Origin of the sequence: Streptomyces sp. NPDC048106 (genome assembly GCF_040706415.1) — a bacterium.
Taxonomy (GTDB): Bacteria; Actinomycetota; Actinomycetes; order Streptomycetales; family Streptomycetaceae; genus Streptomyces.
Genome location: NZ_JBEZND010000013.1, coordinates 123297 through 144781, shown reverse-complemented (window position 1 = coordinate 144781; position 21485 = coordinate 123297). Strand labels below are relative to the sequence as shown.

At 71.8% G+C, this 21485-nt stretch carries 20 protein-coding genes; 15 read left to right on the top strand and 5 right to left on the bottom strand.

Going from position 1 to position 21485, the window contains the following annotated elements:
- Positions 1-11: 11 nt before the first annotated feature.
- The 4 genes from AB0927_RS16420 (at position 12) to AB0927_RS16405 (ending at position 4097) form a co-directional block, all read left to right on the top strand.
- Positions 12-1253 (top strand): acylneuraminate cytidylyltransferase, encoded by a 1242-nt coding sequence (locus AB0927_RS16420; RefSeq protein WP_366668258.1) that lies wholly within the window; start codon positions 12-14, stop codon positions 1251-1253.
- A gap of 11 nt (positions 1254-1264) precedes the next feature.
- Complete coding sequence (locus tag AB0927_RS16415) at positions 1265-2203, top strand: N-acetylneuraminate synthase family protein (protein ID WP_366668257.1); 939 nt, start codon at positions 1265-1267, stop codon at positions 2201-2203.
- A 344-nt stretch (positions 2204-2547) separates the two neighbouring features.
- The gene (locus AB0927_RS16410; RefSeq protein WP_366668299.1) at positions 2548-3606 is read left to right on the top strand and encodes a hypothetical protein; all 1059 of its coding nucleotides are present in this window, start codon (positions 2548-2550) and stop codon (positions 3604-3606) included.
- A 95-nt stretch (positions 3607-3701) separates the two neighbouring features.
- A complete protein-coding gene (locus tag AB0927_RS16405) occupies positions 3702-4097 on the top strand; it encodes an SSI family serine proteinase inhibitor (RefSeq protein ID WP_366668256.1) in 396 nt (131 codons plus the stop codon).
- 21 nt (positions 4098-4118) lie between these two features.
- Here the strand turns inward: AB0927_RS16405 and AB0927_RS16400 are convergent, their stop codons facing one another.
- The gene (locus tag AB0927_RS16400; protein ID WP_366668255.1) at positions 4119-4952 is read right to left on the bottom strand and encodes a helix-turn-helix transcriptional regulator; all 834 of its coding nucleotides are present in this window, start codon (positions 4950-4952) and stop codon (positions 4119-4121) included.
- A gap of 117 nt (positions 4953-5069) precedes the next feature.
- Here AB0927_RS16400 and AB0927_RS16395 point away from each other — a divergent pair, with 117 nt between their 5' ends.
- Positions 5070-6134 (top strand): aldo/keto reductase, encoded by a 1065-nt coding sequence (locus AB0927_RS16395; RefSeq protein ID WP_366668298.1) that lies wholly within the window; start codon positions 5070-5072, stop codon positions 6132-6134.
- Between the two features lie 90 nt (positions 6135-6224).
- Positions 6225-7766, top strand: coding sequence for a hypothetical protein (locus tag AB0927_RS16390; protein ID WP_366668254.1), 1542 nt, complete (start codon positions 6225-6227; stop codon positions 7764-7766).
- 11 nt (positions 7767-7777) lie between these two features.
- Here AB0927_RS16390 and AB0927_RS16385 read toward each other — a convergent pair whose 3' ends face one another.
- Entirely contained in the window at positions 7778-8437 is a 660-nt protein-coding gene (locus AB0927_RS16385) for a class I SAM-dependent methyltransferase (RefSeq protein WP_366668253.1), read from the bottom strand.
- Positions 8438-8670: 233 nt separating this feature from the next.
- On the opposite strand from AB0927_RS16385, the gene AB0927_RS16380 reads away from it, so the two are divergent.
- From AB0927_RS16380 to AB0927_RS16345, 8 genes are all read left to right on the top strand, one after another.
- Positions 8671-9912: an amidohydrolase gene (locus AB0927_RS16380; protein ID WP_366668252.1), complete on the top strand. Its 1242-nt coding sequence runs from the start codon at positions 8671-8673 to the stop codon at positions 9910-9912.
- A 262-nt stretch (positions 9913-10174) separates the two neighbouring features.
- A complete protein-coding gene (locus tag AB0927_RS16375; protein ID WP_366668251.1) occupies positions 10175-11239 on the top strand; it encodes a BMP family ABC transporter substrate-binding protein in 1065 nt (354 codons plus the stop codon).
- Positions 11240-11440: 201 nt separating this feature from the next.
- Positions 11441-13000, top strand: a complete 1560-nt coding sequence (locus tag AB0927_RS16370) for an ABC transporter ATP-binding protein (protein WP_366668297.1) — start codon at positions 11441-11443, stop codon at positions 12998-13000.
- Positions 12997-14127, top strand: a complete 1131-nt coding sequence (locus AB0927_RS16365; protein ID WP_366668250.1) for an ABC transporter permease — start codon at positions 12997-12999, stop codon at positions 14125-14127. The genes AB0927_RS16370 and AB0927_RS16365 overlap by 4 nt, the downstream gene beginning before the upstream one ends.
- On the top strand, positions 14127-15416 hold the full coding sequence (locus tag AB0927_RS16360) for an ABC transporter permease (protein ID WP_366668249.1): 1290 nt from the start codon (positions 14127-14129) through the stop codon (positions 15414-15416). The genes AB0927_RS16365 and AB0927_RS16360 overlap by 1 nt, the downstream gene beginning before the upstream one ends.
- Positions 15413-15817, top strand: coding sequence for a cytidine deaminase (locus tag AB0927_RS16355; RefSeq protein ID WP_366668248.1), 405 nt, complete (start codon positions 15413-15415; stop codon positions 15815-15817). The genes AB0927_RS16360 and AB0927_RS16355 overlap by 4 nt, the downstream gene beginning before the upstream one ends.
- A 78-nt stretch (positions 15818-15895) precedes the next feature.
- The gene (locus tag AB0927_RS16350) at positions 15896-17179 is read left to right on the top strand and encodes a thymidine phosphorylase (protein ID WP_366668247.1); all 1284 of its coding nucleotides are present in this window, start codon (positions 15896-15898) and stop codon (positions 17177-17179) included.
- 97 nt (positions 17180-17276) lie between these two features.
- Positions 17277-17861: a Uma2 family endonuclease gene (locus AB0927_RS16345; RefSeq protein WP_366668246.1), complete on the top strand. Its 585-nt coding sequence runs from the start codon at positions 17277-17279 to the stop codon at positions 17859-17861.
- A gap of 3 nt (positions 17862-17864) precedes the next feature.
- Here the strand turns inward: AB0927_RS16345 and AB0927_RS16340 are convergent, their stop codons facing one another.
- Positions 17865-18785 (bottom strand): AEC family transporter, encoded by a 921-nt coding sequence (locus AB0927_RS16340; protein ID WP_366668245.1) that lies wholly within the window; start codon positions 18783-18785, stop codon positions 17865-17867.
- Positions 18786-18905: 120 nt separating this feature from the next.
- Here AB0927_RS16340 and AB0927_RS16335 point away from each other — a divergent pair, with 120 nt between their 5' ends.
- Entirely contained in the window at positions 18906-19259 is a 354-nt protein-coding gene (locus AB0927_RS16335; protein ID WP_366668244.1) for an STAS domain-containing protein, read from the top strand.
- On the opposite strand, the gene AB0927_RS16330 is transcribed toward AB0927_RS16335, so the two are convergent.
- Positions 19143-20156 (bottom strand): sigma-70 family RNA polymerase sigma factor, encoded by a 1014-nt coding sequence (locus AB0927_RS16330; RefSeq protein WP_366668243.1) that lies wholly within the window; start codon positions 20154-20156, stop codon positions 19143-19145. The genes AB0927_RS16335 and AB0927_RS16330 overlap by 117 nt on opposite strands.
- A 102-nt stretch (positions 20157-20258) precedes the next feature.
- The gene (dnaN, locus tag AB0927_RS16325; RefSeq protein ID WP_366668242.1) at positions 20259-21386 is read right to left on the bottom strand and encodes a DNA polymerase III subunit beta; all 1128 of its coding nucleotides are present in this window, start codon (positions 21384-21386) and stop codon (positions 20259-20261) included.
- Positions 21387-21485: the final 99 nt, after the last annotated feature.

The window sequence follows — 21485 nt, the reverse complement described above, 5'->3', positions numbered from 1 at the left end:
GAGTAGACCCCATGTCCGACCCGGAAGCGGGCCAGGGCGCCTCGGTGCGCCGGGTGCTCGCGGTGATCCCCGCCCGCGGCGGCTCCAAGGGCGTGCCCGCGAAGAACCTCGCCCCGGTCGGCGGCGTCCCGCTGGTCGCCCGCGCGGTGCGCGAGTGCCGCGCCGCCCGCCTGGTGACCGACGTCGTGGTCTCCACCGACGACCAGGCCATCGCGGCCGCCGCCCGCGAGGCCGGCGCCGAGGTGGTGCTCCGCCCGGCCGCCATCGCCGGGGACACCGCCACCTCCGAGGCCGCCGTCCGGCACGCCATGGACGCCCACGAGGCCCTGCACGGCGCGGCCGTCGACGTCGTCCTCCTCGTGCAGTGCACCAGCCCCTTCATCGTCCGCGAGGACGTCGACGGGGTGGCCGGCGCGGTGGTCGAGAACGGCGCGGACACGGCGGTGACCGTGGCCCCCTTCCACGGCTTCGTCTGGCGTGCCGGTGACACCGGGGAAGGTGAGGGGGCCGGGGACGGGGTGGGCGTCAACCACGACAAGTCGTACCGCCCCCGTCGCCAGGACCGCCCCCAGGACTTCCTGGAGACGGGCACGGCCTACGCCATGGACGCGGCGGGCTTCCGCGCGCACGGGCACCGCTTCTTCGGCCGCACCGAACTCGTGCGCACCGACCCCGCCCGGGTGCTGGAGATAGACGACCCGCACGACCTCGCGCGGGCCCGCGCCCTGGCCCCCCTCTTCGACGCGGACCTCCTTGGCGCGCTGCCGACGGCCGGCGACATCGACGCGGTCGTACTCGACTTCGACGGCACCCAGACCGACGACCGGGTGCTGATCGACTCCGAAGGACGGGAACTCGTCTCCGTGCACCGCGGGGACGGACTCGGCATCGCCGCGCTGCGCAGGAGCGGCCTGCGGATGCTGATCCTGTCGACGGAACAGAACCCCGTGGTCGCCGCCCGCGCCCGGAAGCTGAGGCTTCCCGTGCTGCACGGCATCGACCGCAAGGACCTCGCCCTCAAGCAGTGGTGCGAGGAGCAGGGCATCGCGCCGGAGCGCGTGCTCTACGTGGGCAACGACGTCAACGACCTCCCCTGCTTCGCCCTCGTCGGCTGGCCGGTGGCGGTCGCGAGCGCCCACGACGTCGTCCGCGGCGCCGCACGCGCGGTCACCACCCTGCCCGGCGGTGACGGCGCGATCCGGGAGATCGCCAGCTGGATCCTCGGCCCCTCTCTCGATTCCCTCCCCAAGTAAGGAACCCCCTGATGAGCACCAACTCCCGGCTGCGTACGTTCGGTTCGCGCGAGGTCGGCCCCGGCCGTCCCGTCTACATCTGCGGCGAGATCGGCATCAACCACAACGGTGAGCTGGAGAACGCCTTCAAGCTGATCGACGTCGCCGCCGAGGCGGGCTGCGACGCCGTCAAGTTCCAGAAGCGCACCCCCGAGATCTGCACCCCGCGCGACCAGTGGGACATCGAGCGCGACACCCCCTGGGGCCGGATGACCTACATCGACTACCGCCACCGGGTGGAGTTCGGGGAGGACGAGTACCGCCAGATCGACGAGTACTGCAAGGAGAAGGGCATCGACTGGTTCGCGTCCCCGTGGGACACCGAGGCCGTCGCCTTCCTGGAGAAGTTCGACGTCCCCGCCCACAAGGTGGCGAGCGCCTCCCTGACCGACGACGAGCTGCTGCGCACCCTGCGCGCGACGGGCCGCGCGGTCATCCTCTCCACCGGCATGTCCACCCCGAAGCAGATCCGCCACGCGGTGGAGGTCCTCGGCTCGGACAACATCCTGATGTGCCACGCCACGTCGACCTACCCGGCGAAGGCCGAGGAGCTGAACCTCCGCGTGATCAACACGCTGGAGAAGGAGTTCCCGAACGTCCCGATCGGCTACTCCGGCCACGAGACCGGCCTGCAGACCACGCTGGCCGCCGTCGCCCTCGGCGCCGCCTTCGTCGAGCGCCACATCACCCTCGACCGCGCCATGTGGGGCTCCGACCAGGCCGCCTCCGTCGAGCCGCAGGGCCTCACGCGCCTGGTCCGCGACATCCGCACCATCGAGGCCTCCCTCGGCGACGGCGTCAAGAAGGTCTACGACTCCGAGCTGGGCCCGATGAAGAAGCTGCGCCGCGTCGCCGGTGTCGTCGCCGAGGCGGAGATCGCGGCCGCGGCCGGCGAGCCGGTCACGGTGTGAAACCAGGTCACTGACGACGGGACGGTCGACCCCCGATGAGCCCCCGCGCCGGCCGCACCGGCCACCCCTCCCGCACGCTCGCCTTCGTGGAGAGCCCGGTCCAGCTTCTGAACGTACTGGAATGGGCACACGCGCACGCGTACGGGCCACGGCCGCGTCCGCGACCACGCGGCATGGCCCCGGATCCGGCACCGGACGGGGGGTCGGTGCGGGGCGGGGACGTGGGGGCGGAGCCGGGCGGGGGCGCGGGTGCGGTGCCTGATGCGGGGCCCGTGCCCGGTGCGGGGCCCATGTCGGGTGCGGGCCCGATGCCGGGTGCGGGGGCCCTGCCGGGTGCGGGCCCGATGCCGGGTGCGGACCCCGTCCCGATCGCGGGACCGCTGCCGTCCGTGCCCGCGCAGGTGCGGCGGACGGTGGTCGGCGGGACCTCGTCCCCGGCCGGCGCGGACCTCACGGTCGTCGTCCTGTCCCCGACCGACCCCATGACCCGGGGCCAGCTGCGCCGCATGGCCGACCTGGCCCGGGACGAGGGCTACCGGGTGCGCTGGGAGGAGGCCCGCGGCGGCCCGACCGCGCCCTTCGCCACCATCGGCGGCCTCGCGGGCCTGCTCCGCCGCGCCGACCGCGTGGTCATGGGCGACCCCTTCTCCCGCTACGTCCAGCTTCTGCTGACCATCACCCGGGCGCGCGACCTGGTGGTGGTGGACGACGGCACGGCGACGATGGAGTTCGTCGCCCAACTCGCCCGCGGCGAACGCCTGGTGCGCTGGCACCGCAAGGGCGGCCGTCCCGGACCCCGTGACCTGCTCTTCGCGCCGGTCTCCGCCTCGGCCCGCCGCCGGCTGACGCCCAGCGCGCGCCGCCGGGTGGAGATCTTCTCCTCCATGCCGGTGCACGAGACCCCGGACGGCGTCACGGTCACGGCCAACGACTTCTCCTGGACCCGGGCCCGCTTCGGCCCGCCGCGCATCACCAAGGGCACGGACATGGTGGGCACGTCCCTGGTGGAGACGGGAGTGGTCGACGGCGACTCCTACCTGGAGGCCGTCCGTGCCCTGGCCAAGGCCCACGGCACCACCCGTTACTTCGCCCACCGCCGCGAAAGCACGGAGAAGCTGCACCGCCTGGCCGCGGAAACCGGCCTGGAGATCGTCCGCCCCGACCTCCCCCTGGAAGTGATCGCCCGCCGCGGCCCGATCGGCCGTACGATCCTCAGCTTCCCCTCCACCGTGGTCCACACCCTTCCGCTGGCCCTGGCCGGCACCGGCGTACGCGTCGCGGTCTGCGACATCGACCCGGCCTGGCTCACGGCGCACGCGTCCCCCCGGGCCCAGGGGTTCCTGTCGGGGGTGACGGGGACGGCGCGGGACGTCCATCGGCTGGCGTCGGTGAGCCTGGCGTAGCCGCTGTGAGGGTGGCCGACGCGCCATCTGTCCGGCACCACCGGGTGCGCGCTTCAATGGCACTCGACGGCACACCTACGGATGATCGGAGGAACATGAGAAAGAGACTCGGAGTTCTCCTGGCCGCGGGCCTCGCCGCGACGGCCGCGTCCGTCGTACCGGCCGCGGCCGACGCCTCGTCCCCGACGAACCTGACCCTCACCAAAACCGGCACGAGTGGGGCCGGCCCCGTGAACAAACAGGTCACCCTCCAGTGCGAACCCACCGGGGGCACCCACCCCACGGCCCAGGACGCCTGCACCCAACTCATCGCCGTCGACGGACAGTTCGCCCTGATCCCGCGCGCCTCGGGCTACGGCTGCGGGGGCGACTGGGCACCCATTACCGTCACCGTGACCGGCACCTGGCGCCGGCAGCCCGTGTACTTCACCAAGACGTACGGCAACGACTGCGAGGCCTCGGTGGGCAGTAGCTTCGTCTTCCGCTTCTGACGCCGGCCGGGCGGTGGGACATCACCGCGCGTACAACCGGTCCAACGCCGACCGGCTCTCATCGTCCGCGGCGCGGAAGATCAGCAGTCGCTGGTCCGGATCCTCAAGTGGTACGAGCACCTCGAAACGCAGCGCGATCACACCGACGTCGGGATGCCGGAGCACCTTGTCCCCGCGGCCGTTGACCTTGATGTCCCGCTCGGCCCACAACCTCGCGAAGTCCTCGTCGCGAGCCATGAGTTCGGCGATGAGGCCGGTCAGCGCCCGATCCTCCGGATGCGCGGCCCACGCGGCGCGCAGGTGGGCGATCCCCTCCCGCACGGCGCGTTCCCGGTCGACGTAGAACTCGCGTATCTCCGGGTGCGTCAGGCACAGCCGCATCGAATTGCGCCGCGACGGAGGCAAGGTCTCGAAATCCAGTAGCAGCCGCGTCATTTCGCGGTTCCAGGCCAGGCTGTCGTAGCGGTGGTTCATCAGCATGGCCGGCAGCGGCGACAAGTCTGCGACCAGCCGGGTCAGCGGCGGCGCCGCGGTGGTGGCGGGCTTGCCGGCGCTACGGGGGCGCTGCTGGGCCAGGTCGAAGAGGTAGACGCGTTCGGCGGGGGCGAGGCGCAGCGCCCGGGCCAGCGCCTCCACCACCTCCGCCGAGGGCCGCAGCCCGCGACCCTGTTCCAGCCGCACGACGTAGTCGACGCTGACCCCGGCCAGTTCCGCGACCTCCTCGCGGCGCAGCCCCGGGGTCCGCCGGGCCTGCCGACGCGAGGGCAGACCGAGGTCGTGCGGGTCCAGCCGCTCGCGCCGGGTCCGCAGGAACGCGGCCAGCTCCCGTGTCGTCTCCACGGCGCGCGTCGTCATGCCCGGTCCAACAGCCAGGGTAGGACCGCTGTTCCCAGGAAACCTCTTCCCTTATCCCCGGCTCGCGGCGGTCACAGGCTTGTCCTCGACGACGGACCACGGGCACAGGAGGACATGATGTCGCTCACTCTCGACACGTACCGGCTGCTGGGCCGTTCCGGGCTGCGGATCTCACCGCTGGCGCTGGGCGCGGCGACCTTCGGCACCGAGTGGGGCTGGGGCGCCGGGCGGGACGAGGCACGCAAACTGTTCGACCTCTACGTCGAGCGCGGCGGCAACTTCATCGACACCGCCAACACCTACACCAACGGCAGCTCCGAACGGCTGCTGGGTGAATTCACCCGTGACAACCGCGAAAGCCTGGTGCTTGCGACCAAATACACGACGCTGCGCCGGCCCGGCGACCCCAATTCCGGTGGCCCTCACCGCAAGAGCCTGTTCGGGTCGGTGGAAGCCAGTCTGCGGCAGCTGAACACGGACTACATCGACCTGCTCTACCTGCACGTGTGGGATTTCACGACGCCGGTCGAGGAGATCCTGCGCGGTATGGACGATCTGGTCCGCCAGGGCAAGGTCCTGTACGTGGCGATCTCCAACGCCCCGGCCTGGCAGGTGTCGCGGATGCAGACGATCGCCGACCTGCGCGGCTGGTCGCCGCTGGTCGCGCTGCAGATCGAGTACAACCTGACCGAGCGTGCCGGGGAGCGTGACCTGATCCCCATGGCACGTGAGATGGGGCTGGGCGTGATCCCGTATTCACCGCTGGCCGGCGGGATTCTCACCGGCAAGTACAGCCGTGACGACCTGGCCGCGGCGAACATCACAGCCGGCGACGGCACCCGAAAGAGCTTCAACTTCGCCTTGGGCACGCTCACCGAACGCAACCTCGCCCTCGCCGACGTCGTGAAGGACGTCGCCGCGGAGCTGGGCCGCACACCCGCCCAGGTCGGACTGGCCTGGACCCTGCTGAACCCCGATGTGACGGCGCCGATCATCGGCGCCCGCACCCCGGCCCAGCTTGAGGACAACCTGGGCGCCCTGGAGGTCGACTTCACCGCCGCCCAACGGGCCCGCCTGGACGAGGCCGGCGCGATCGGGCTCGGCTTCCCGCACGACGTGCTCGCCAGTGACCATATCCGCAAGGTGACCGCGGGCGACCTGAAGATCGAACCGCGCCGCTGACACCCGGCGAGCGCGGAGAGCGCGCCGTGCGGCGGAGCCGTGTGACAGGACCGATGCACGGACGTGATGTCCTCCTGGCAGGGTGAGCCGGTGGACACGTTCGAGGAAGTCAAGTGGCCTTTCACAAAGGGGAGAAGGAGCGTCGCCGCCCCGATCCGGCTCTTCCGTGCGGCCGTCGGGCCGGTCCTCCTCCTCGCCGCGACGCCGGCGTCACTCGTCGGCTGCGCGTCCTCTTCCGTGCCCGAGCTGGTCGTGCCGTCGGTCCTCTACGTTCCGCACGACCCCCACGGCACCGCCGACCTGCGCGTCCAGGAGAAGCAGGCGGCCGGTGCCACGGTCACCTTCGACGCCGGTGATCTGGCGGGCACCGCGATCATCAGGACGGCACTGGACCGGTGTCCCGTCCGGCTGCCGGTCTTCCGGTGCGAGGGGGACGTCGGGGGACTCTCCGGCGGCGGGAGTCTCCAGGTCTTCCACCTGAGTCCCGCGAAAGGCGCCGCGGCGGGCGACTCGGCGGTGCTGCGCTACCGGGTGACCTCGCCCGGCCGGCCCGCCGTCACGGGAAGCACCCGCATCGTGATCGGCAGGCCGGTGCTGACGGTCGAAGCGCACGCCGACCGGCTCGACGTCGACCCGGGCGGCCGCCTCGCCGTCTCGCTGACCATCCGCAACACCGGCGACGTACCCGCGCGTGGAGTCGCGCTCTTCGTGGACACCCGGGACGGCATCGAGCCGGCCGAGAGGCACGGCAACTGCCGTTACCGGGGCGGCACATCGACGTGGTGTCGCCTGCCGGCCGCCGAGGTCGTCATCCCCCCTGGCGCGTCCTACCGCCTCGGCGCGCCGGAAGTGCTGCGGGCCGGCCGTGACGCCACGTACCCGAGCGTCTCGTTCCGCGCCGACGCCCTCGGCACCGACTACGTGCCCCCGCAGCCGCTGGCGTCGCGGTACCGACGGGGCGACGGAGCCGCGCTCCGCCTGGTGGCGGCCGACGCCCGGGGCGCGGGTACGGCGCACGGAAACTCGTCGGAACTGAAGGTGACGGTGCGCAACCAGAGCGACCTGGTCGCCGTCGCCGGTACCGCCAGGGGGCCGGTCGGCAGCCTCGCCACGGTGCGCGTCGGTGTGCGCAACGACGGGCCCGGCGCGCTGCCCGCCCCGGCGCGGGTCGAGTTCACGGTGCCGCCGGGTACCACCGTCGTCTCCTCCCCCTACGAGTTCGAGAGGGACGAGGAACTGATCGACCAGCAGTGCCGCGCGCTCGCCCCGGACGGCACGCCCCTGACCACGCCCTCCGCGAGACAGCCGAGGGCACGCCGGTACGTGTGCACGGCACGGGCCGGAGCGGTGGGCGCCACGACGACCTTTCCCTTCACCCTCCGCATCGACAAGGCGGCCGCCGGCCGCGGGGGGCGGGTCAGCGTCTCCGGCGGCGAGGCCGGGCGCCCCGGTCATGACGCCGTGGCCGCCAATGACACGGCCGAGGTGGACGTGTCGGTCTGGCCGGGTCCCGCCTGGGCCACTCCCGGTCACTACGTGGCGGCGGTGGTCGTCCTCGCGGTACTGGCCCTCGCCACCGCCCTGGGCGCCTGGCGCCGCAGACGCTCGCACCGGGCCGGCCACACCGGCTGACCGCTCTACGGCTACGGCTTCGCGGCCAGCACGAAGGCCCGGGGTCGGGTCTCCTCGCCCTGGGGCTCCCGGCGCACCGTCGCCACCAGGGCCAGGCCCGCCTCCGTAAGCAGCGTCGTGACCTGTTCGGGCGTACGCCAGTAATAGTCGAGGGCGATCTCGTGGTCGAAGCGCTCGGCGAGGTGCAGGCGGGGATCGGCCTCGGCGGGCTTGCGGGCCTGGAAGGCGAGGAGAGCGGGGGCGCCGGGGCGCAGGGCACGGTGGAATTCGGCGAACGCGCCCGGCAGGTGGGTGTCGGGCACGTGGATCGTGGAGTAGAGGGCGAGGATGCCGCCGAGCGAGGCGTCGGGCACGTCCAGGGACGTCATCGAGCCCGTCTGGAAACGGAGTTGGGGGTGCGCCTCACGGGCCAGCGCCACCATCTCGGGGGACAGGTCGATGCCGAACGCCGGAACCCCCTGCTCGTGGAGCAGCGCGGTGACGCCGCCGGGCCCACTGCCCAGGTCGGCCACGGGGGCCGTGCCCCCCGCCAGCTCCGCGAAGGCCGTGATCATGCTCCGGTCCAGGGGGTGCATGAGGCTGTACGGGTAGTGCGCCGCGTAGTCCCTCGCGATCGCGTCGTAGGAGCTGCGGGTCCTCTGGAGGAAGTCCTCGGTCGTCGTCTGCGTCACGGGGCGCGACCCTACTGGCTGCGGGCCGACTGGAGGTCCGGTTCGTGGACATGACGAGCGTGATCCGGCCAAGGCGTGGTATGCGTGGAAGGAGAAAAAAGTGGTTTTACCCATCAGAGTCCACAGTCATGCGTCCAGCGGTCGGATTTTCTTCCCCCCACGGGCTGAACTTTTGTAGATCCAGGGGCAGTTGACCAGCCGGGCGTCCTACCCTTCAGAGGGTGAAGCAATTGATGTCCCTAGAGTCCGAGGCCGGCCTTTCGGGGGATGTGCTCCCCGGCGTGCTGAGCGAGTCCCTGCACGCCGAACTCGTCGCCTTCCGCCGCGACTTGCACATGCACCCCGAGCTGGGCAACCAGGAGTTCCGTACGACCGCCGCGATCAAGGAGCGGCTGGAGAAGGCCGGGCTGCGCCCCCGCGTCCTCGCCACCGGAACCGGACTCGTGTGCGACATCGGCATGACGGAGGGGGAGCGGCCCGCCGTACCGCTGCTCGCGCTGCGGGCCGACATCGACGCCCTGCCGATCCCGGACACGAAGAGTGACTGCTCGTACCGCTCCACCGTGCCCGACCGGGCGCACGCGTGCGGACACGACGTGCACACGACCGTGGTGCTGGGCACCGGTCTCGTCCTCGCCGACCTGCACGCGAAGGGGCTGCTCACCCGACCCGTACGGCTGATCTTCCAGCCCGCCGAGGAGGTGCTGCCCGGCGGCGCCCTCGGCGCCATCGAGGACGGCGTGCTCAGCGGGGTCGGGCGGATCCTCGCCGTGCACTGCGACCCCCGCGTCGACGCCGGCCGCGTCGGGCTGCGGCACGGCCCCATCACCAGCGCCTGCGACCGCCTGGAGATCTCCCTCGACGGGCCCGGCGGCCACACCGCGCGCCCGCACCTGACCACCGACCTCGTCACCGCCGCCGCCCGCGTCGCCGTCGACGTGCCCGCGCTGGTCGCCCGCCGCGTCGACACTCGCGTCGGCCTCGCCGTGACCTGGGGCCGTATCGAGTCGGGTCACGCCCCGAACGTGGTGCCGCAGCACGCCGAGCTGTCCGGCACCGTACGCTGCCTGGACCTGGAGGCGTGGCGGCAGGCCCCCGACATCGTGCACGCGGCCATCGACGAGGTCGCCACCATGCACCGGGCCAAGTCCGAGATCAACTACGTGCGCGGGGTGCCGCCCGTCGTCAACGACCGCGGCTCGGCCGACCTGCTGCGCCGCGCCATGGCCGCGCGCCGGGGCCGGGACTCCGTGGAGAGCACCGAGCAGAGCCTCGGCGGCGAGGACTTCTCCTGGTACCTGGAGCAGGTGCCCGGCGCGATGGCCCGGCTGGGCGTGCGCCGCCCCGGCGAGCGCATCGCGCGTGACCTGCACCAAGGCGACTTCGACGCCGACGAGCACGCCATCACGGTCGGCGTGGAGATGTTCACGGCGGCCGCGTTCCTGGACGACGAGGGCAGCACCCCGCAAGGCTGAGGCGACCCGGCGGACGGCTCCCGAGAGGGGCCGTCCACGCTCGGGCGCAACCTATTCGCAAGCCAATCGTGCGCTGGCCGCAACAACGGTATGGGAGGACTCGGAGAGCGAGTTCAGATGCTGTTTGCCTCGAATCGATAACAGCTTCGAGAGAGGGTTTTTTGCGACATCTACGCGCGTTACGATGCCGCGAAGCCGTCGCCGCCGGGGTGTTCGGCTCAAGCGCCGACATGGCGCTCAGGTCAGGTGAAGGAGCCTTCCCGTGCGCCGGGTAGCCAAGCTTTCCGCTGCGTGTTTTGTTACCGCAGCCCTCGCCCTTTCCGCCACTGCCTGTGGCAAGACGTCCTCCGACGACGCCAGCTCTTCGTCCTCCTCCTCGGGCGGCGGCGCCAAGGGCGGCATCAAGATCGGTCTCGCCTACGACGTCGGCGGCCGTGGTGACCGGTCCTTCAACGACTCCGCCGCCCGCGGTGCCGACAAGGCCGAGAAGCAGTTCGGCGGCTCGATCAAGGAGCTGACCGCGAAGACCTCGGACACCGAGGCCGACCGCGAGCAGCGCCTCCAGGACCTGGCGGACGCCGGCTACAACCCGATCGTCGCCGTGGGCTACGCCTACGCCCCGTCGGTGCAGAAGATCGCCGCGAAGTACCCCAAGACCAGCTTCGGCATCGTCGACTCGGTCGTGGACGGCAAGAACGTCGACAGCATCACCTTCACCGAGGAGCAGAGCTCCTACCTGGCCGGCGTCGCCGCCGCGCTGAAGACCAAGAAGACCCACGTCGGCTTCATCGGCGGTGTCGACAACCCGCTGATCAAGAAGTTCGAGGCCGGTTACGTCCAGGGCGTGCACGACACCAACCCCAAGGTGAAGGTCGACGTCCAGTACCTCACCCACGGCCAGGACTTCTCCGGCTTCTCCAGCCCGGACAAGGGCCAGCAGGCCGCGCAGGGCATGCTCGACAACGGCGCCGACGTCGTCTACACGGCGGCCGGCTCCTCCGGCACCGGCGCGATCGAGGCCGTCAACGGCGTCAAGGGCGCCTGGGCGATCGGCGTGGACTCGGACCAGTACAACATCCCGGGCATGGAGAAGTACAAGAGCTCCATCCTGACCTCCGCGGTCAAGAACGTCGACGTCGGCGTCTTCGACTTCATCCAGTCCGTCAAGAACGGCAAGCCGCTCGCGGGCAACAACGTGTACTCCCTCGCCAAGGGCGGTGTCTCCCTGGCCACCAGCGGTGGCTACCTGAAGGACATCCAGCCCAAGCTGGACGCCGCGAAGCAGAAGATCGTCGACGGCAAGATCACGGTCAAGACCACCCCTTGATCCGGTCCGACCGACCGCTGGCCGGTCGGTAAGGGTCCGGCCCGTCCACCGGACTCCGGCTCGGCGCGGGGAGCCGTTCACGGCCCCTTCGCCGAGCCATAACAATGTGTCAACTCTACGCGTGTAGCACGGAGTTGCCGCGCTAGCGTCGCCGACGCCTGCCCTCCCCTACGCAGCCCCTTTCCCCGAGGAGAGTGCGCCATCAACGCGTCCAGCCCTCCCGCTGCCGTCGAACTGCGCGGCATCACCAAGCGTTTCCCCGGCGTCGTCGCCAACCGCGACATCGACATCACCGTGGCCAAGGGCACCGTCCATGCCCTGTGCGGTGAGAACGGCGCCGGCAAATCCACCCTGATGAAGATCCTCTACGGCATGCAACAGCCGGACGAGGGCACCATCACCGTCGACGGCGAGCAGGTCGTCCTGCACAACCCCGCCGACGCCATCGCCCGCGGCATCGGCATGGTGCACCAGCACTTCATGCTCGCCGACAACCTCACCGTCCTCGAGAACGTCGTCCTCGGCGCGGAGAAGCTGTACGGCATCGGCGGCAAGGCCCGCGCGAAGATCAAGGAGATCTCCGACGCGTACGGCCTGAACGTGCGCCCCGACGTCCTCGTCGAGGAACTGGGCGTCGCCGACCGCCAGCGCGTGGAGATCCTCAAGGTCCTCTACCGCGGTGCCAGGACGCTCATCCTTGACGAGCCGACCGCCGTGCTCGTGCCCCAGGAGGTCGACGCCCTGTTCGACAACCTGCGCGAGCTGAAGGCCGAGGGCCTCACCGTCATCTTCATCTCGCACAAGCTGGGCGAGGTGCTGTCCGTCGCCGACGAGATCACCGTCATCCGGCGCGGCACGACGGTCGGCACCGCGGAGCCGGCCTCCACCACCACCCGCCAGCTCGCCGAGATGATGGTCGGCAGCGAACTGCCCACCCCGGAGACCGAGGAGTCCACGGTCACCGACGTCCCGATGCTCACGGTCGAGGGCCTGCACCTGAGCCAGACCGACCTCGACGGCGTCGAGCGCGTCATCCTCGACCAGATCTCGCTGACCATCCACCGGGGCGAGATCCTCGGCATCGCCGGCGTGGAGGGCAACGGCCAGTCCGAGCTGGTCGAGGCCATCATGGGCATGCGCCACCCGGACGCCGGGACCGTGACCCTCGACGGCACCGACATCTCGCAGAGGGCCACCCGCGACCGCCGCGAGGCCGGCATCGGCTACATCCCCGAGGACCGCCACCGCCACGGTCTCCTCCTGGAAGCCCCGCTGTGGGAGAACCGCATCCTCGGCCACGTCACCGAGAAGCCCAACTCCCGCGGTGTCCTGCTCGACATCAAGGGCGCCCGCGCCGACACCGAGCGGATCGTGGCGTCGTACGACGTCCGCACCCCCGGCATCGACGTCACCGCGGCCTCGCTGTCCGGCGGCAACCAGCAGAAGCTGATCGTCGGCCGCGAGATGAGCCACGGCCCCAAGCTGCTCATCGCCGCCCACCCCACCCGGGGCGTGGACGTCGGCGCGCAGGCGGCCATCTGGGACCACATCCGCGAGGCCCGCCGCGAGGGCCTCGCCGTGCTGCTGATCTCCGCCGACCTGGACGAGCTGATCGGCCTGTCCGACACCCTGCGGGTGATGTACCGCGGCCGTCTGGTCGCCGACGCCGACCCCGCCACCATCACCCCCGAGGAGCTGGGCTCCGCCATGACGGGTGCGGCCACCGGCCACCTGGAGCACGCAGAGGACGACGCCCGATGAAAAAGATGACCTCACGGTTCGACAAGGAGCGGCTGCTCCTCGGGATCGCGGCACCGCTGCTCGCGGTCGTCGCCGCGCTCGTCATCACCGCCCTGGTGATCCTCGCGACCGGCAAGAACCCCGGCCCCGCCTTCAACGACATGCTGACCTACGGCTTCGCCAGCGACAGCCAGGTCTACATCCTCAACAAGGCGACGACGTACTACCTCGCGGGCGTCTCGGTGGCCGTCGGCTTCCGGATGAACCTGTTCAACATCGGTGTCGACGGCCAGTACCGGCTCGCCGCGTTCTTCGCCGCCGTCCTCGGCGGGGCGCTGACCCTGCCGGGCTGGCTGTCCATCGTGCTGATCCTGGTCTGCGCCATGGCGACCGGCGCGGTGTGGGCGGCCATCGCCGGCGTCCTCAAGGTGACCCGGGGCGTCAGCGAGGTCATCTCGACGATCATGCTGAACTCGATCGCCACCGCGATCATCGGTTACCTGCTCCAGCCCGGGAAGCTGGCCCACCTCTACCAGGGCGGCACCGTCGTCGCCACCAAGCCGCTCCCGTCGGCCTCGCACTTCTTCCTCTTCGACACCGGCCCGGCCGGCGAGCTGGACGGCTTCATCGTGATCGCCGCGATCGTCGGCATCGCCTACTGGTTCGTCCTCGGGCGCACCCGGTTCGGCTACGACCTGCGCACCGTCGGACAGTCCGAGAGCGCGGCCACCGCGAGCGGTGTGTCGGTGAAGAAGATGGTCGTCACCAGCATGATCATCTCGGGTGCGGCGGCCGGTCTGATCGGCATGCCGACCCTGCTCAACGAGAGCTACCAGTACAGCAGCGACTTCCCGACCGGCATCGCCTTCACCGGCATCGCCATCGCGCTGCTCGGCCGCAACAACCCGATCGGCATCGCGCTCGGCGCCCTGCTGTGGGGCTTCCTGGAGCGCACCACCAACCACCTGGAGTTCCAGGGCTACGACAAGGAGATCCTCGGCGTCATCCAGGGCGTCATCGTCCTGTGCGTCGTGATCGCCTACGAGGTCGTACGCCGCTACGGCCTCAAGCGCCAGCAGCAGAAGGTCGGCGCCGAACTCGCCGCCCAGGCCGCCGCCGCCCCGATGAAGAAGCAGGAGGTGGCGTGATGACTGCCACGATGACCGACGCGCCGCCGCCCGCGGCGCCCAAGGCCGCCGGCGTCGCGCCGCAGCGTTCGGGCCGCTCGCTCGGCCAGATCCTGGTGCTCGTGGCGGGCGCGCTGCTGCTCCTGGCCGCGGTCCGGATGATCACCGGCTCGCAGGACCTCGACTCCGCCGGGCAGGTCGCCGCCGCCCTCGGGCTCGCCGTGCCGATCGGCCTCGCCGGTCTCGCCGGCCTGTGGTCCGAGCGGGCCGGCGTGGTCAACATCGGCCTCGAAGGCATGATGATGCTCGGCACCTTCGGCGCCGGCTGGGCCGGCTGGCAGTCCAGCCCCTGGCTGGGCCTGCTGTGCGGCATCGGCTTCGGCGTCCTCGGCGGCCTGGTGCACGCCGTCGCCACCATCACCTTCGGCGTCGACCACATCGTCTCCGGTGTCGCGCTCAACCTGCTCGCGCTCGGCGCCACCCAGTACCTCGCCAAGCTGTGCTTCACCAGCGGCGCGGCTTCCGACGCGGGCGGCAACCCCAAGCAGTCCCCGCCCGTGGACGCCCTGCCGGACGTCACCGTCCCCGGCCTGTCCGACGGCCTGCACTCGATCGAGAAGCACCACTGGTTCGTGGTCTCCGACCTGGCCGGCGTCATCGGCGGCGTGGTCACCCACCTGTCCGTGGTGACCATCCTGGCCGCGGTGCTGTTCGTGGCGAGCTGGTGGCTGCTGTGGCGCACCCCCTTCGGGCTGCGGCTGCGCTCCTGCGGCGAGAACCCGGTCGCGGCGGAGTCCCTCGGTGTCAACGTCTACACGTACAAGTACGCGGCCGTGGCCGTCTCCGGCGGCCTCGCCGGCCTCGGCGGCGCCTTCCTCGCGCTGGTCACCTCGCACACCTACCTGGAGAACCAGACCGGCGGCCGCGGCTACATCGGCCTCGCCGCGATGATCTTCGGCAACTGGCGGCCGGGCGGCCTCGCCATGGGCGCCGGCCTGTTCGGCTACTCCGACGCGCTCCAGCTGCGCAACGGCGGCACGACCGTGCACGCGCTGCTGCTCCTCCTGGTCGTCCTCCTCGTCGCCCTGGCGGCCTGGAAGCTGTACCGCAAGGCCGTGTGGCAGGGCGCGACCAGCCTGATCGTGGCGGTGGGCGTCCTGGTCTGGTACCTGTTCACCGACGAGGTGCCGAACGACTTCGTGGGCGCCACGCCGTACGTCGTCACGCTGCTGGTGCTGTCGCTGTCCGCGCAGCGCCTGCGGATGCCGAAGGCGGACGGCATGCGGTACCGGAAGGGTCAGGGCAAGTGACCGAGAACGCGGCCGGGTTCGACTGGGAGGCGCTGCGCGCCGAGGCCCGGGAGGCGATGGCGCACGCCTACGCCCCCTACTCCGGCTACCCCGTCGGCGTGGCGGCCCGGGTCGACGACGGCCGCACCGTCACCGGCTGCAATGTCGAGAACGCCTCGTACGGGCTCGGCCTGTGCGCCGAGTGCGGCCTGGTGTCGCACCTCCAGCGCACGGGCGGCGGTCGCCTGACGCACTTCACCTGCGTGGACGGCGAGGGCTCGCTGCTCGTGCCGTGCGGGCGCTGCCGCCAGCTGCTGTACGAGTTCGGCGGCCCGGCCCTGCTCCTGGACACCCCGGCGGGCGTCCTGCCGCTGTCCGAGATGCTGCCCCAGGCCTTCGGCCCGGACCATCTCACCAAGTAACTCCCCGTACGGCCCCCCTGGCGCCTCGGCACAGGGGGGCCGTACCCCTTTGCACCTCCCGGAAGGAAGCCACCAGCCATGGCCATGGACGCCATCTCCGTGATCCGCACCAAGCGGGACCGCGGCGAGCTGACCGACGAGCAGATCGACTGGGTCATCGACGCGTACACCCGCGGCGAGGTCGCCGACGAGCAGATGTCCGCGCTCGCCATGGCGATCCTGCTCAACGGCATGAACCGGCGCGAGATCGCCCGCTGGACGGCGGCCATGATCGCCTCCGGCGAGCGCATGGACTTCTCCGCGCTGTCCCGCCCGACCGCCGACAAGCACTCCACGGGCGGCGTCGGCGACAAGATCACCCTGCCGCTGGCCCCGCTGGTGGCGGCCTGCGGCGCGGCCGTCCCGCAGCTGTCCGGCCGGGGCCTCGGCCACACCGGCGGCACCCTGGACAAGCTGGAGTCCATCCCCGGCTGGCGCGCCCTCCTCTCCAACGAGGAGATGCTGAACGTGCTCGACGGCGTCGGCGCGGTGATCTGCGCGGCGGGCGACGGCCTCGCCCCCGCGGACAAGAAGCTGTACGCGCTGCGCGACGTGACCGCCACGGTCGAGGCGATCCCGCTGATCGCGTCCTCCATCATGTCCAAGAAGATCGCCGAGGGCACGGGCTCGCTGGTGCTGGACGTGAAGGTGGGCACGGGCGCCTTCATGAAGACGCTGGACGACGCGCGCGAGCTGGCCTCCACGATGGTGGGCCTGGGCACGGACCACGGCGTGCGCACCGTCGCGCTCCTGACCGACATGTCCACCCCGCTCGGCCTGACGGCGGGCAACGCGCTGGAGGTCCGTGAGTCGCTGGAGGTCCTCGCGGGCGGCGGTCCGGCCGACGTGGTCGAGCTGACGCTCGCGCTGGCGCGGGAGATGCTGGACGCGGCGGGCCTGAAGGGCGCCGACCCCGCGAAGGCGCTGGCCGACGGCTCGGCGATGGACGTCTGGCGCCGCATGATCGCGGCCCAGGGCGGCGACCCGGACGCCCCGCTCCCCACGTCCCGCGAACAGCACGTGATCACCGCGCCCTCCTCCGGCGTCCTGACCCGCCTCGACGCCTACGACATCGGCCTCGCCGCCTGGCGCCTCGGCGCCGGCCGTGCGCGCAAGGAGGACCCGGTGCAGGCCGCGGCGGGCGTGGAACTCCACGCCAAGCCGGGCGACACCGTCACCGCGGGCCAGCCCCTGCTGACCCTCCACACGGACACCCCGGAACGCTTCGACTACGCCCTCCAGGCCGTCGACGGCTCCTACGACATCGCCGCCCCGGGCACCGCGTTCGAAGCCACGCCGGTCGTGCTGGAACGTATCGCCTGACCTGCGGTTTCCCCATACGGGTGAACGGGATCGGTGGACCTTCGCCGGTCCCGTTCGGCATGCTGGGATCGGTGACGCACCGACAAGGAGACCCGCGATGCGCGCACTCACCGTGAGCCAGGACCCCGACCAGTACTGGGACGACCTCGTCCGGTACTGGGAGGAGATGGAATGGCCCGAGGGTAGCAAGGTGGAGATCATCGAGGGGATCATCACCGTGTCACCTTCTCCCACGCTCCGCCACAATGTGATCGCGGAACGCATCCAGCGTCGCCTCTACTCCGTCATCCCCGAGGACTGGGCCATCTTCCAGACCCAGTCGATCGCCGTACCGGCACGGCTGGGCATGCTCATTCCGGACCTGCTGGTGATGCCCGTGCAGGAGCACCTGGAGGAGGACTCCTACGTCCCCGCCGCCCTCGCCGAACTCGTCGTCGAGGTGACCTCCAAGTCCAATGCCCGCCACGACCGCGTCAGCAAGGCGGCCGCCTACGCCACCGCGGGGATCCCGCTCTACCTCCTCATCGACCGCTGGGCGCCCGGCGGCCCCACCGTGACCCTCTACGGAGAACCGAAAGGCGATGTCCACCGGGTCCTCAGCGCGGTGAAGTTCGGGGATCCCCTCAAGCTCCCGGCACCTTTCGACGTCACGATCGACACCGGCGAGTTCCCTGTCGACTGACCCTCACCCCAGCACCGCCGCCACCCCCACCAGCACCGGTACCGACACCACCGTCGACAGCAGGATCGACTCGCGGGCCAGGGACTGGGCCACGTGGTAGCGGCTGGCGTAGGTGAAGAGGTTCTGGGCGGCGGGCAGGGCGGAGGTGACGACCACGTCCAGCAGGGGGGCGCCGTGGAGGTGGAAGAGGGACGTGGCGAGGGCCCAGGCGGCGAGGGGCTGGCCCAGGGATTTCAGGGCCACGGAGAGCAGGACGAGCCGGCGGTCCCGGCCGCGCCAGGGGGCCGTGCCGCCGTGCAGGGACATGCCGAAGGCCAGCAGGGCCGCCGGGACGGACATGTTGCCGATCAGGGTGAGCGGATCCATCACCGGGCCCGGCAGCTTCCACCCCGCCGCGGAGACCACCACGCCGGACAGCGAGCCCACCGCGATCGGATTGCGCAGCGGGGTCAGCAGCCGTTGCCCGAACGTGCCCTTCTCGCCCGTCCCCGACAGGTCGAGCACCGTGAGCGCGACCGGCGTGACGAGGACGACCTGGAAGAGCAGGACCGGGGCCACGAGGGACGCGTCGCCCAGGACGTACGCGGCGATGGGGATGCCCAGGTTGCCCGAGTTGACGTAACCGGAGCACAGCGCGCCGATCGTCGTACGACCCACGCCCCACCCTCGTGCCACCCCCGCCACCACGAAGACGGCCGAGACGGCCGCCGTGCTCAGCGCCGTCACCAGCAGGCGGGCGGAGAAGAGCACCGACAGGTCGGCCCTGGCCAGGGTGGTGAACAGCAGCGCCGGGCCTGCCACCATGAACGCCAGCCGGGTCAGCACCTCCATGCCCTGCGCCCCGAGCGTCGCACGGCGGGCGAGCACGTAGCCCGCCCCGATCACGATCGCGATCACCGCGAACCCGCTGAGTACCCCCGTCACGGCCTCAACCCTCCAGCGTGGGAGGGAAGTCGGTCAATGTGACGCGTGTGACGCCGGTGACCCGCCTCGGGTCGCACGGCGGCGCGATGAGTTACGCGCGGCCCGGCTGTCTACCCTCGCGTGGACGCCGAGGAACCCCCTGTGCTGGTGCTGCCCGGACCCGTCGGCCGTGACGGGATACCGGTGCTCTGCGACGCCGTACGGTCGGCCCTGGAGCGCACCGGCGCCCGCGTGGTCGTCTGCGACGCGGGCGCGCTCGGGCCGCTGGGCCTCGCGCAGGTGGATCTGCTGGCCCGGCTGGAACTGGCCGCCCGCCGGGCCGGCGGCCGGATCCGGCTGCGCGCCCCCGCCCCCGCGCTACTCGCCCTCCTCGCGCTCGCCGGGCTCCGCTTCCAGACGGAGGGGCAGCCCGAAGAGGGGGAACCAGCGCTGGGTGTCGAGGAAGCAGTGGAAACCGGTGATGCGGCCGGCTGACAGCTCCAGCACCTGCACCGCCCACGGGCCGAACCCGCCGCTGTCCGGGTCCGGCTTGTAGTGCGCGAACCCGGGCAGCCCGTTGGCCCGCACCGGGACCAGCCGGGAACCGGCGCAGGAGGCGCCGAGCGTGCTCATGAAGCCGGTGATGTCGGCCGGGCCGCGCAGCCACAGGTCGAACGGCGGCATCGTCATCACCGCGTCCTCGTGCAGCAGCGCCGTCAGCGCCGTCATGTCGTATCCCTCGAACGCCCGCACATAGCGCTCCAGCAGCTTCTGCTGCTCCTCGTCCAGCGGATCGGACACCGCGCCCTCGGGACCCGCGTCCGCCCGCTCGGCGAGCGTGGCCCGCGCCCGCTGCAAGGCGCTGTTGACCGAGGCGACCGAGGTGTCCAGCAGCTCGGCGACCTCGCTCGCCTTCCACGCCAGCACCTCGCGCAGGATCAGCACCGCCCGCTGCCGGGGCGGCAGTTGCTGGAGTGCCGCCATGAACGCCAGCCGGATCGACTCCTTGGCCACCGCCGCCTCCGCCGGGTCGCCCACCGAGGGCAGCACCCGCGCGTCCGGCACCGGCTCCAGCCAGGTGTGATCCGGGCGCGGCGCCAGCGCCGCCTGCGCGAGCGGGGTCGCGTCGGTCAGATCCATCGGCCGCGCCCGCTTGTTGGCCGCCGTCAGCATGTCCAGGCACACGTTCGTCGCGATCCGGTACAGCCACGAGCGCAGCGAGGAGCGGCCCTCGAATCTCTCATGGCTCCGCCAGGCCCGCACCAGGGTGTCCTGCACCGCGTCCTCCGCCTCGAAGGAGGAGCCGAGCATCCGGTAGCAGTACCCGGTCAGCTCGGTCCGGTGCTTCTCCAGCGCGACGTCGATCCCCGCCGTCGCCGTGCTCTCGCCCATCGTCCACCCGCCCCTGTGGCCGCTCCGCGCCTTCGCGCCCCAGCATTTCGCAAGCTACCGCAGCCCACTGACAATGACCGCCGGAGCAAGAAAAAGACCAGATCAGACCAGTTGCTTCACGGACATGAGCAGATGGCGATGACCGGCCGCCGCCCCGGTGCCGCTCAGCAGCGTCCGCTGCCCCGCCCCGAGCAGCTCGAACCGCAGCCCGGGGCTCTCGAAGGAGTTCAGCGCGTCCAGCAGATACGCCGGGTTGAACGCCACCGTCAGCTCCTCGGCGCCCCGCAGCACGGCCGGCAGCCGCTGCGCCGCCACGTCGTCCCCGTACCCGGCCCGCACCAGCAGCGTCCCCTCGGCCGCGGCGAAGTCCAGCCGCACCGGGCTGTTCGCCTCGGCGACCACCGCGACCCGCCGCGCCGCCTCCGCCAGCGCCGCGGTGTCCACCTCGGCGACCGAGGCGCCCGTCAGCTCGAACAGCGAGCCGTACCCCGGCAGCCGGCCCTCCAGCCGGCGCAGCAGCGTCCGCGCGCCCCCGCCCTCGAACCCCACGACCCCGGTGCCCCCCGCCCCCGGATCCAGCAGGACCCGCGCCGATCCGCAGCGCGCGAGCCCCCGCGCCGTCTCCAGCAGCCGCCGCGCGGGCACCAGCGTCTCCACCGGATCCCCGGCCGCCCCCGCCCCCGGCTTCCACTCCAGCCGCCGTACGGCATACCGGTACCGGTCGGACGCCGACAGCGTCATCTCCTCGCCGTCCAGCCGGAGCTGGATCCCGGTGAGCACCGGCAGCGTGTCATCGCGCCCCGCCGCCACCGCCACCTGTCCCACGGCCGCCGCGAACGCCTCCGCGTCCACCGCGCCGTACTCCGGCGGCGCCTCGGGGAGCGCCGGATACTCCTCGTACGGCAGCGTCGACAGCCCGAACCGGGTGCCGCCCGCCGTCAGGGTGAACCGCGTCCCCTCCAGCGCGCAGTCCACCGGTCCCTCCGGCACCACCCGGCAGATGTCCAGCAGCCGCCGCCCGAGCACCAGCACCCGGCCCGCCGCGCCCACCTCCGCCTCGGTCTCCGCGCGGGCCGCGGTCTCGAAGTCGTACCCCGACACCGCCAGCCGCCCGGCCGCCGCGGTCAGCAGCAGCCCGCCCAGCACCGGTACCGGCGTCCGCGCGGGCAGCGCCCGCGCCGCCCGGCCCACCGCCTCCGCCAGCTCCCCGCGCGTGATCCGGAACTCCATACGGCAAACCCCCTGCTCGACGGTCCAGTAGCCACGGACGCTATCCGCGCCCACTGACAACCGGCCCCGACCAGGGGGGAGAGACGATGCCCCGCGCCG

What these genes read in the sequence shown, in the direction of transcription:
- AB0927_RS16420 (WP_366668258.1), top strand. Translation starts at nt 12, where the DNA reads ATGTCCGACCCGGAAGCGGGCCAGGGCGCCTCGGTGCGCCGGGTGCTC.
- AB0927_RS16415 (WP_366668257.1), top strand. Translation starts at nt 1,265, where the DNA reads ATGAGCACCAACTCCCGGCTGCGTACGTTCGGTTCGCGCGAGGTCGGC.
- AB0927_RS16410 (WP_366668299.1), top strand. Translation starts at nt 2,548, where the DNA reads ATGCCGGGTGCGGACCCCGTCCCGATCGCGGGACCGCTGCCGTCCGTG.
- AB0927_RS16405 (WP_366668256.1), top strand. Translation starts at nt 3,702, where the DNA reads ATGAGAAAGAGACTCGGAGTTCTCCTGGCCGCGGGCCTCGCCGCGACG.
- AB0927_RS16400 (WP_366668255.1), bottom strand. Translation starts at nt 4,952, where the DNA reads ATGACGACGCGCGCCGTGGAGACGACACGGGAGCTGGCCGCGTTCCTG.
- AB0927_RS16395 (WP_366668298.1), top strand. Translation starts at nt 5,070, where the DNA reads ATGTCGCTCACTCTCGACACGTACCGGCTGCTGGGCCGTTCCGGGCTG.
- AB0927_RS16380 (WP_366668252.1), top strand. Translation starts at nt 8,671, where the DNA reads ATGTCCCTAGAGTCCGAGGCCGGCCTTTCGGGGGATGTGCTCCCCGGC.
- AB0927_RS16365 (WP_366668250.1), top strand. Translation starts at nt 12,997, where the DNA reads ATGAAAAAGATGACCTCACGGTTCGACAAGGAGCGGCTGCTCCTCGGG.
- AB0927_RS16360 (WP_366668249.1), top strand. Translation starts at nt 14,127, where the DNA reads ATGACTGCCACGATGACCGACGCGCCGCCGCCCGCGGCGCCCAAGGCC.
- AB0927_RS16350 (WP_366668247.1), top strand. Translation starts at nt 15,896, where the DNA reads ATGGCCATGGACGCCATCTCCGTGATCCGCACCAAGCGGGACCGCGGC.
- AB0927_RS16345 (WP_366668246.1), top strand. Translation starts at nt 17,277, where the DNA reads ATGCGCGCACTCACCGTGAGCCAGGACCCCGACCAGTACTGGGACGAC.
- AB0927_RS16330 (WP_366668243.1), bottom strand. Translation starts at nt 20,156, where the DNA reads ATGGGCGAGAGCACGGCGACGGCGGGGATCGACGTCGCGCTGGAGAAG.
- dnaN (WP_366668242.1), bottom strand. Translation starts at nt 21,386, where the DNA reads ATGGAGTTCCGGATCACGCGCGGGGAGCTGGCGGAGGCGGTGGGCCGG.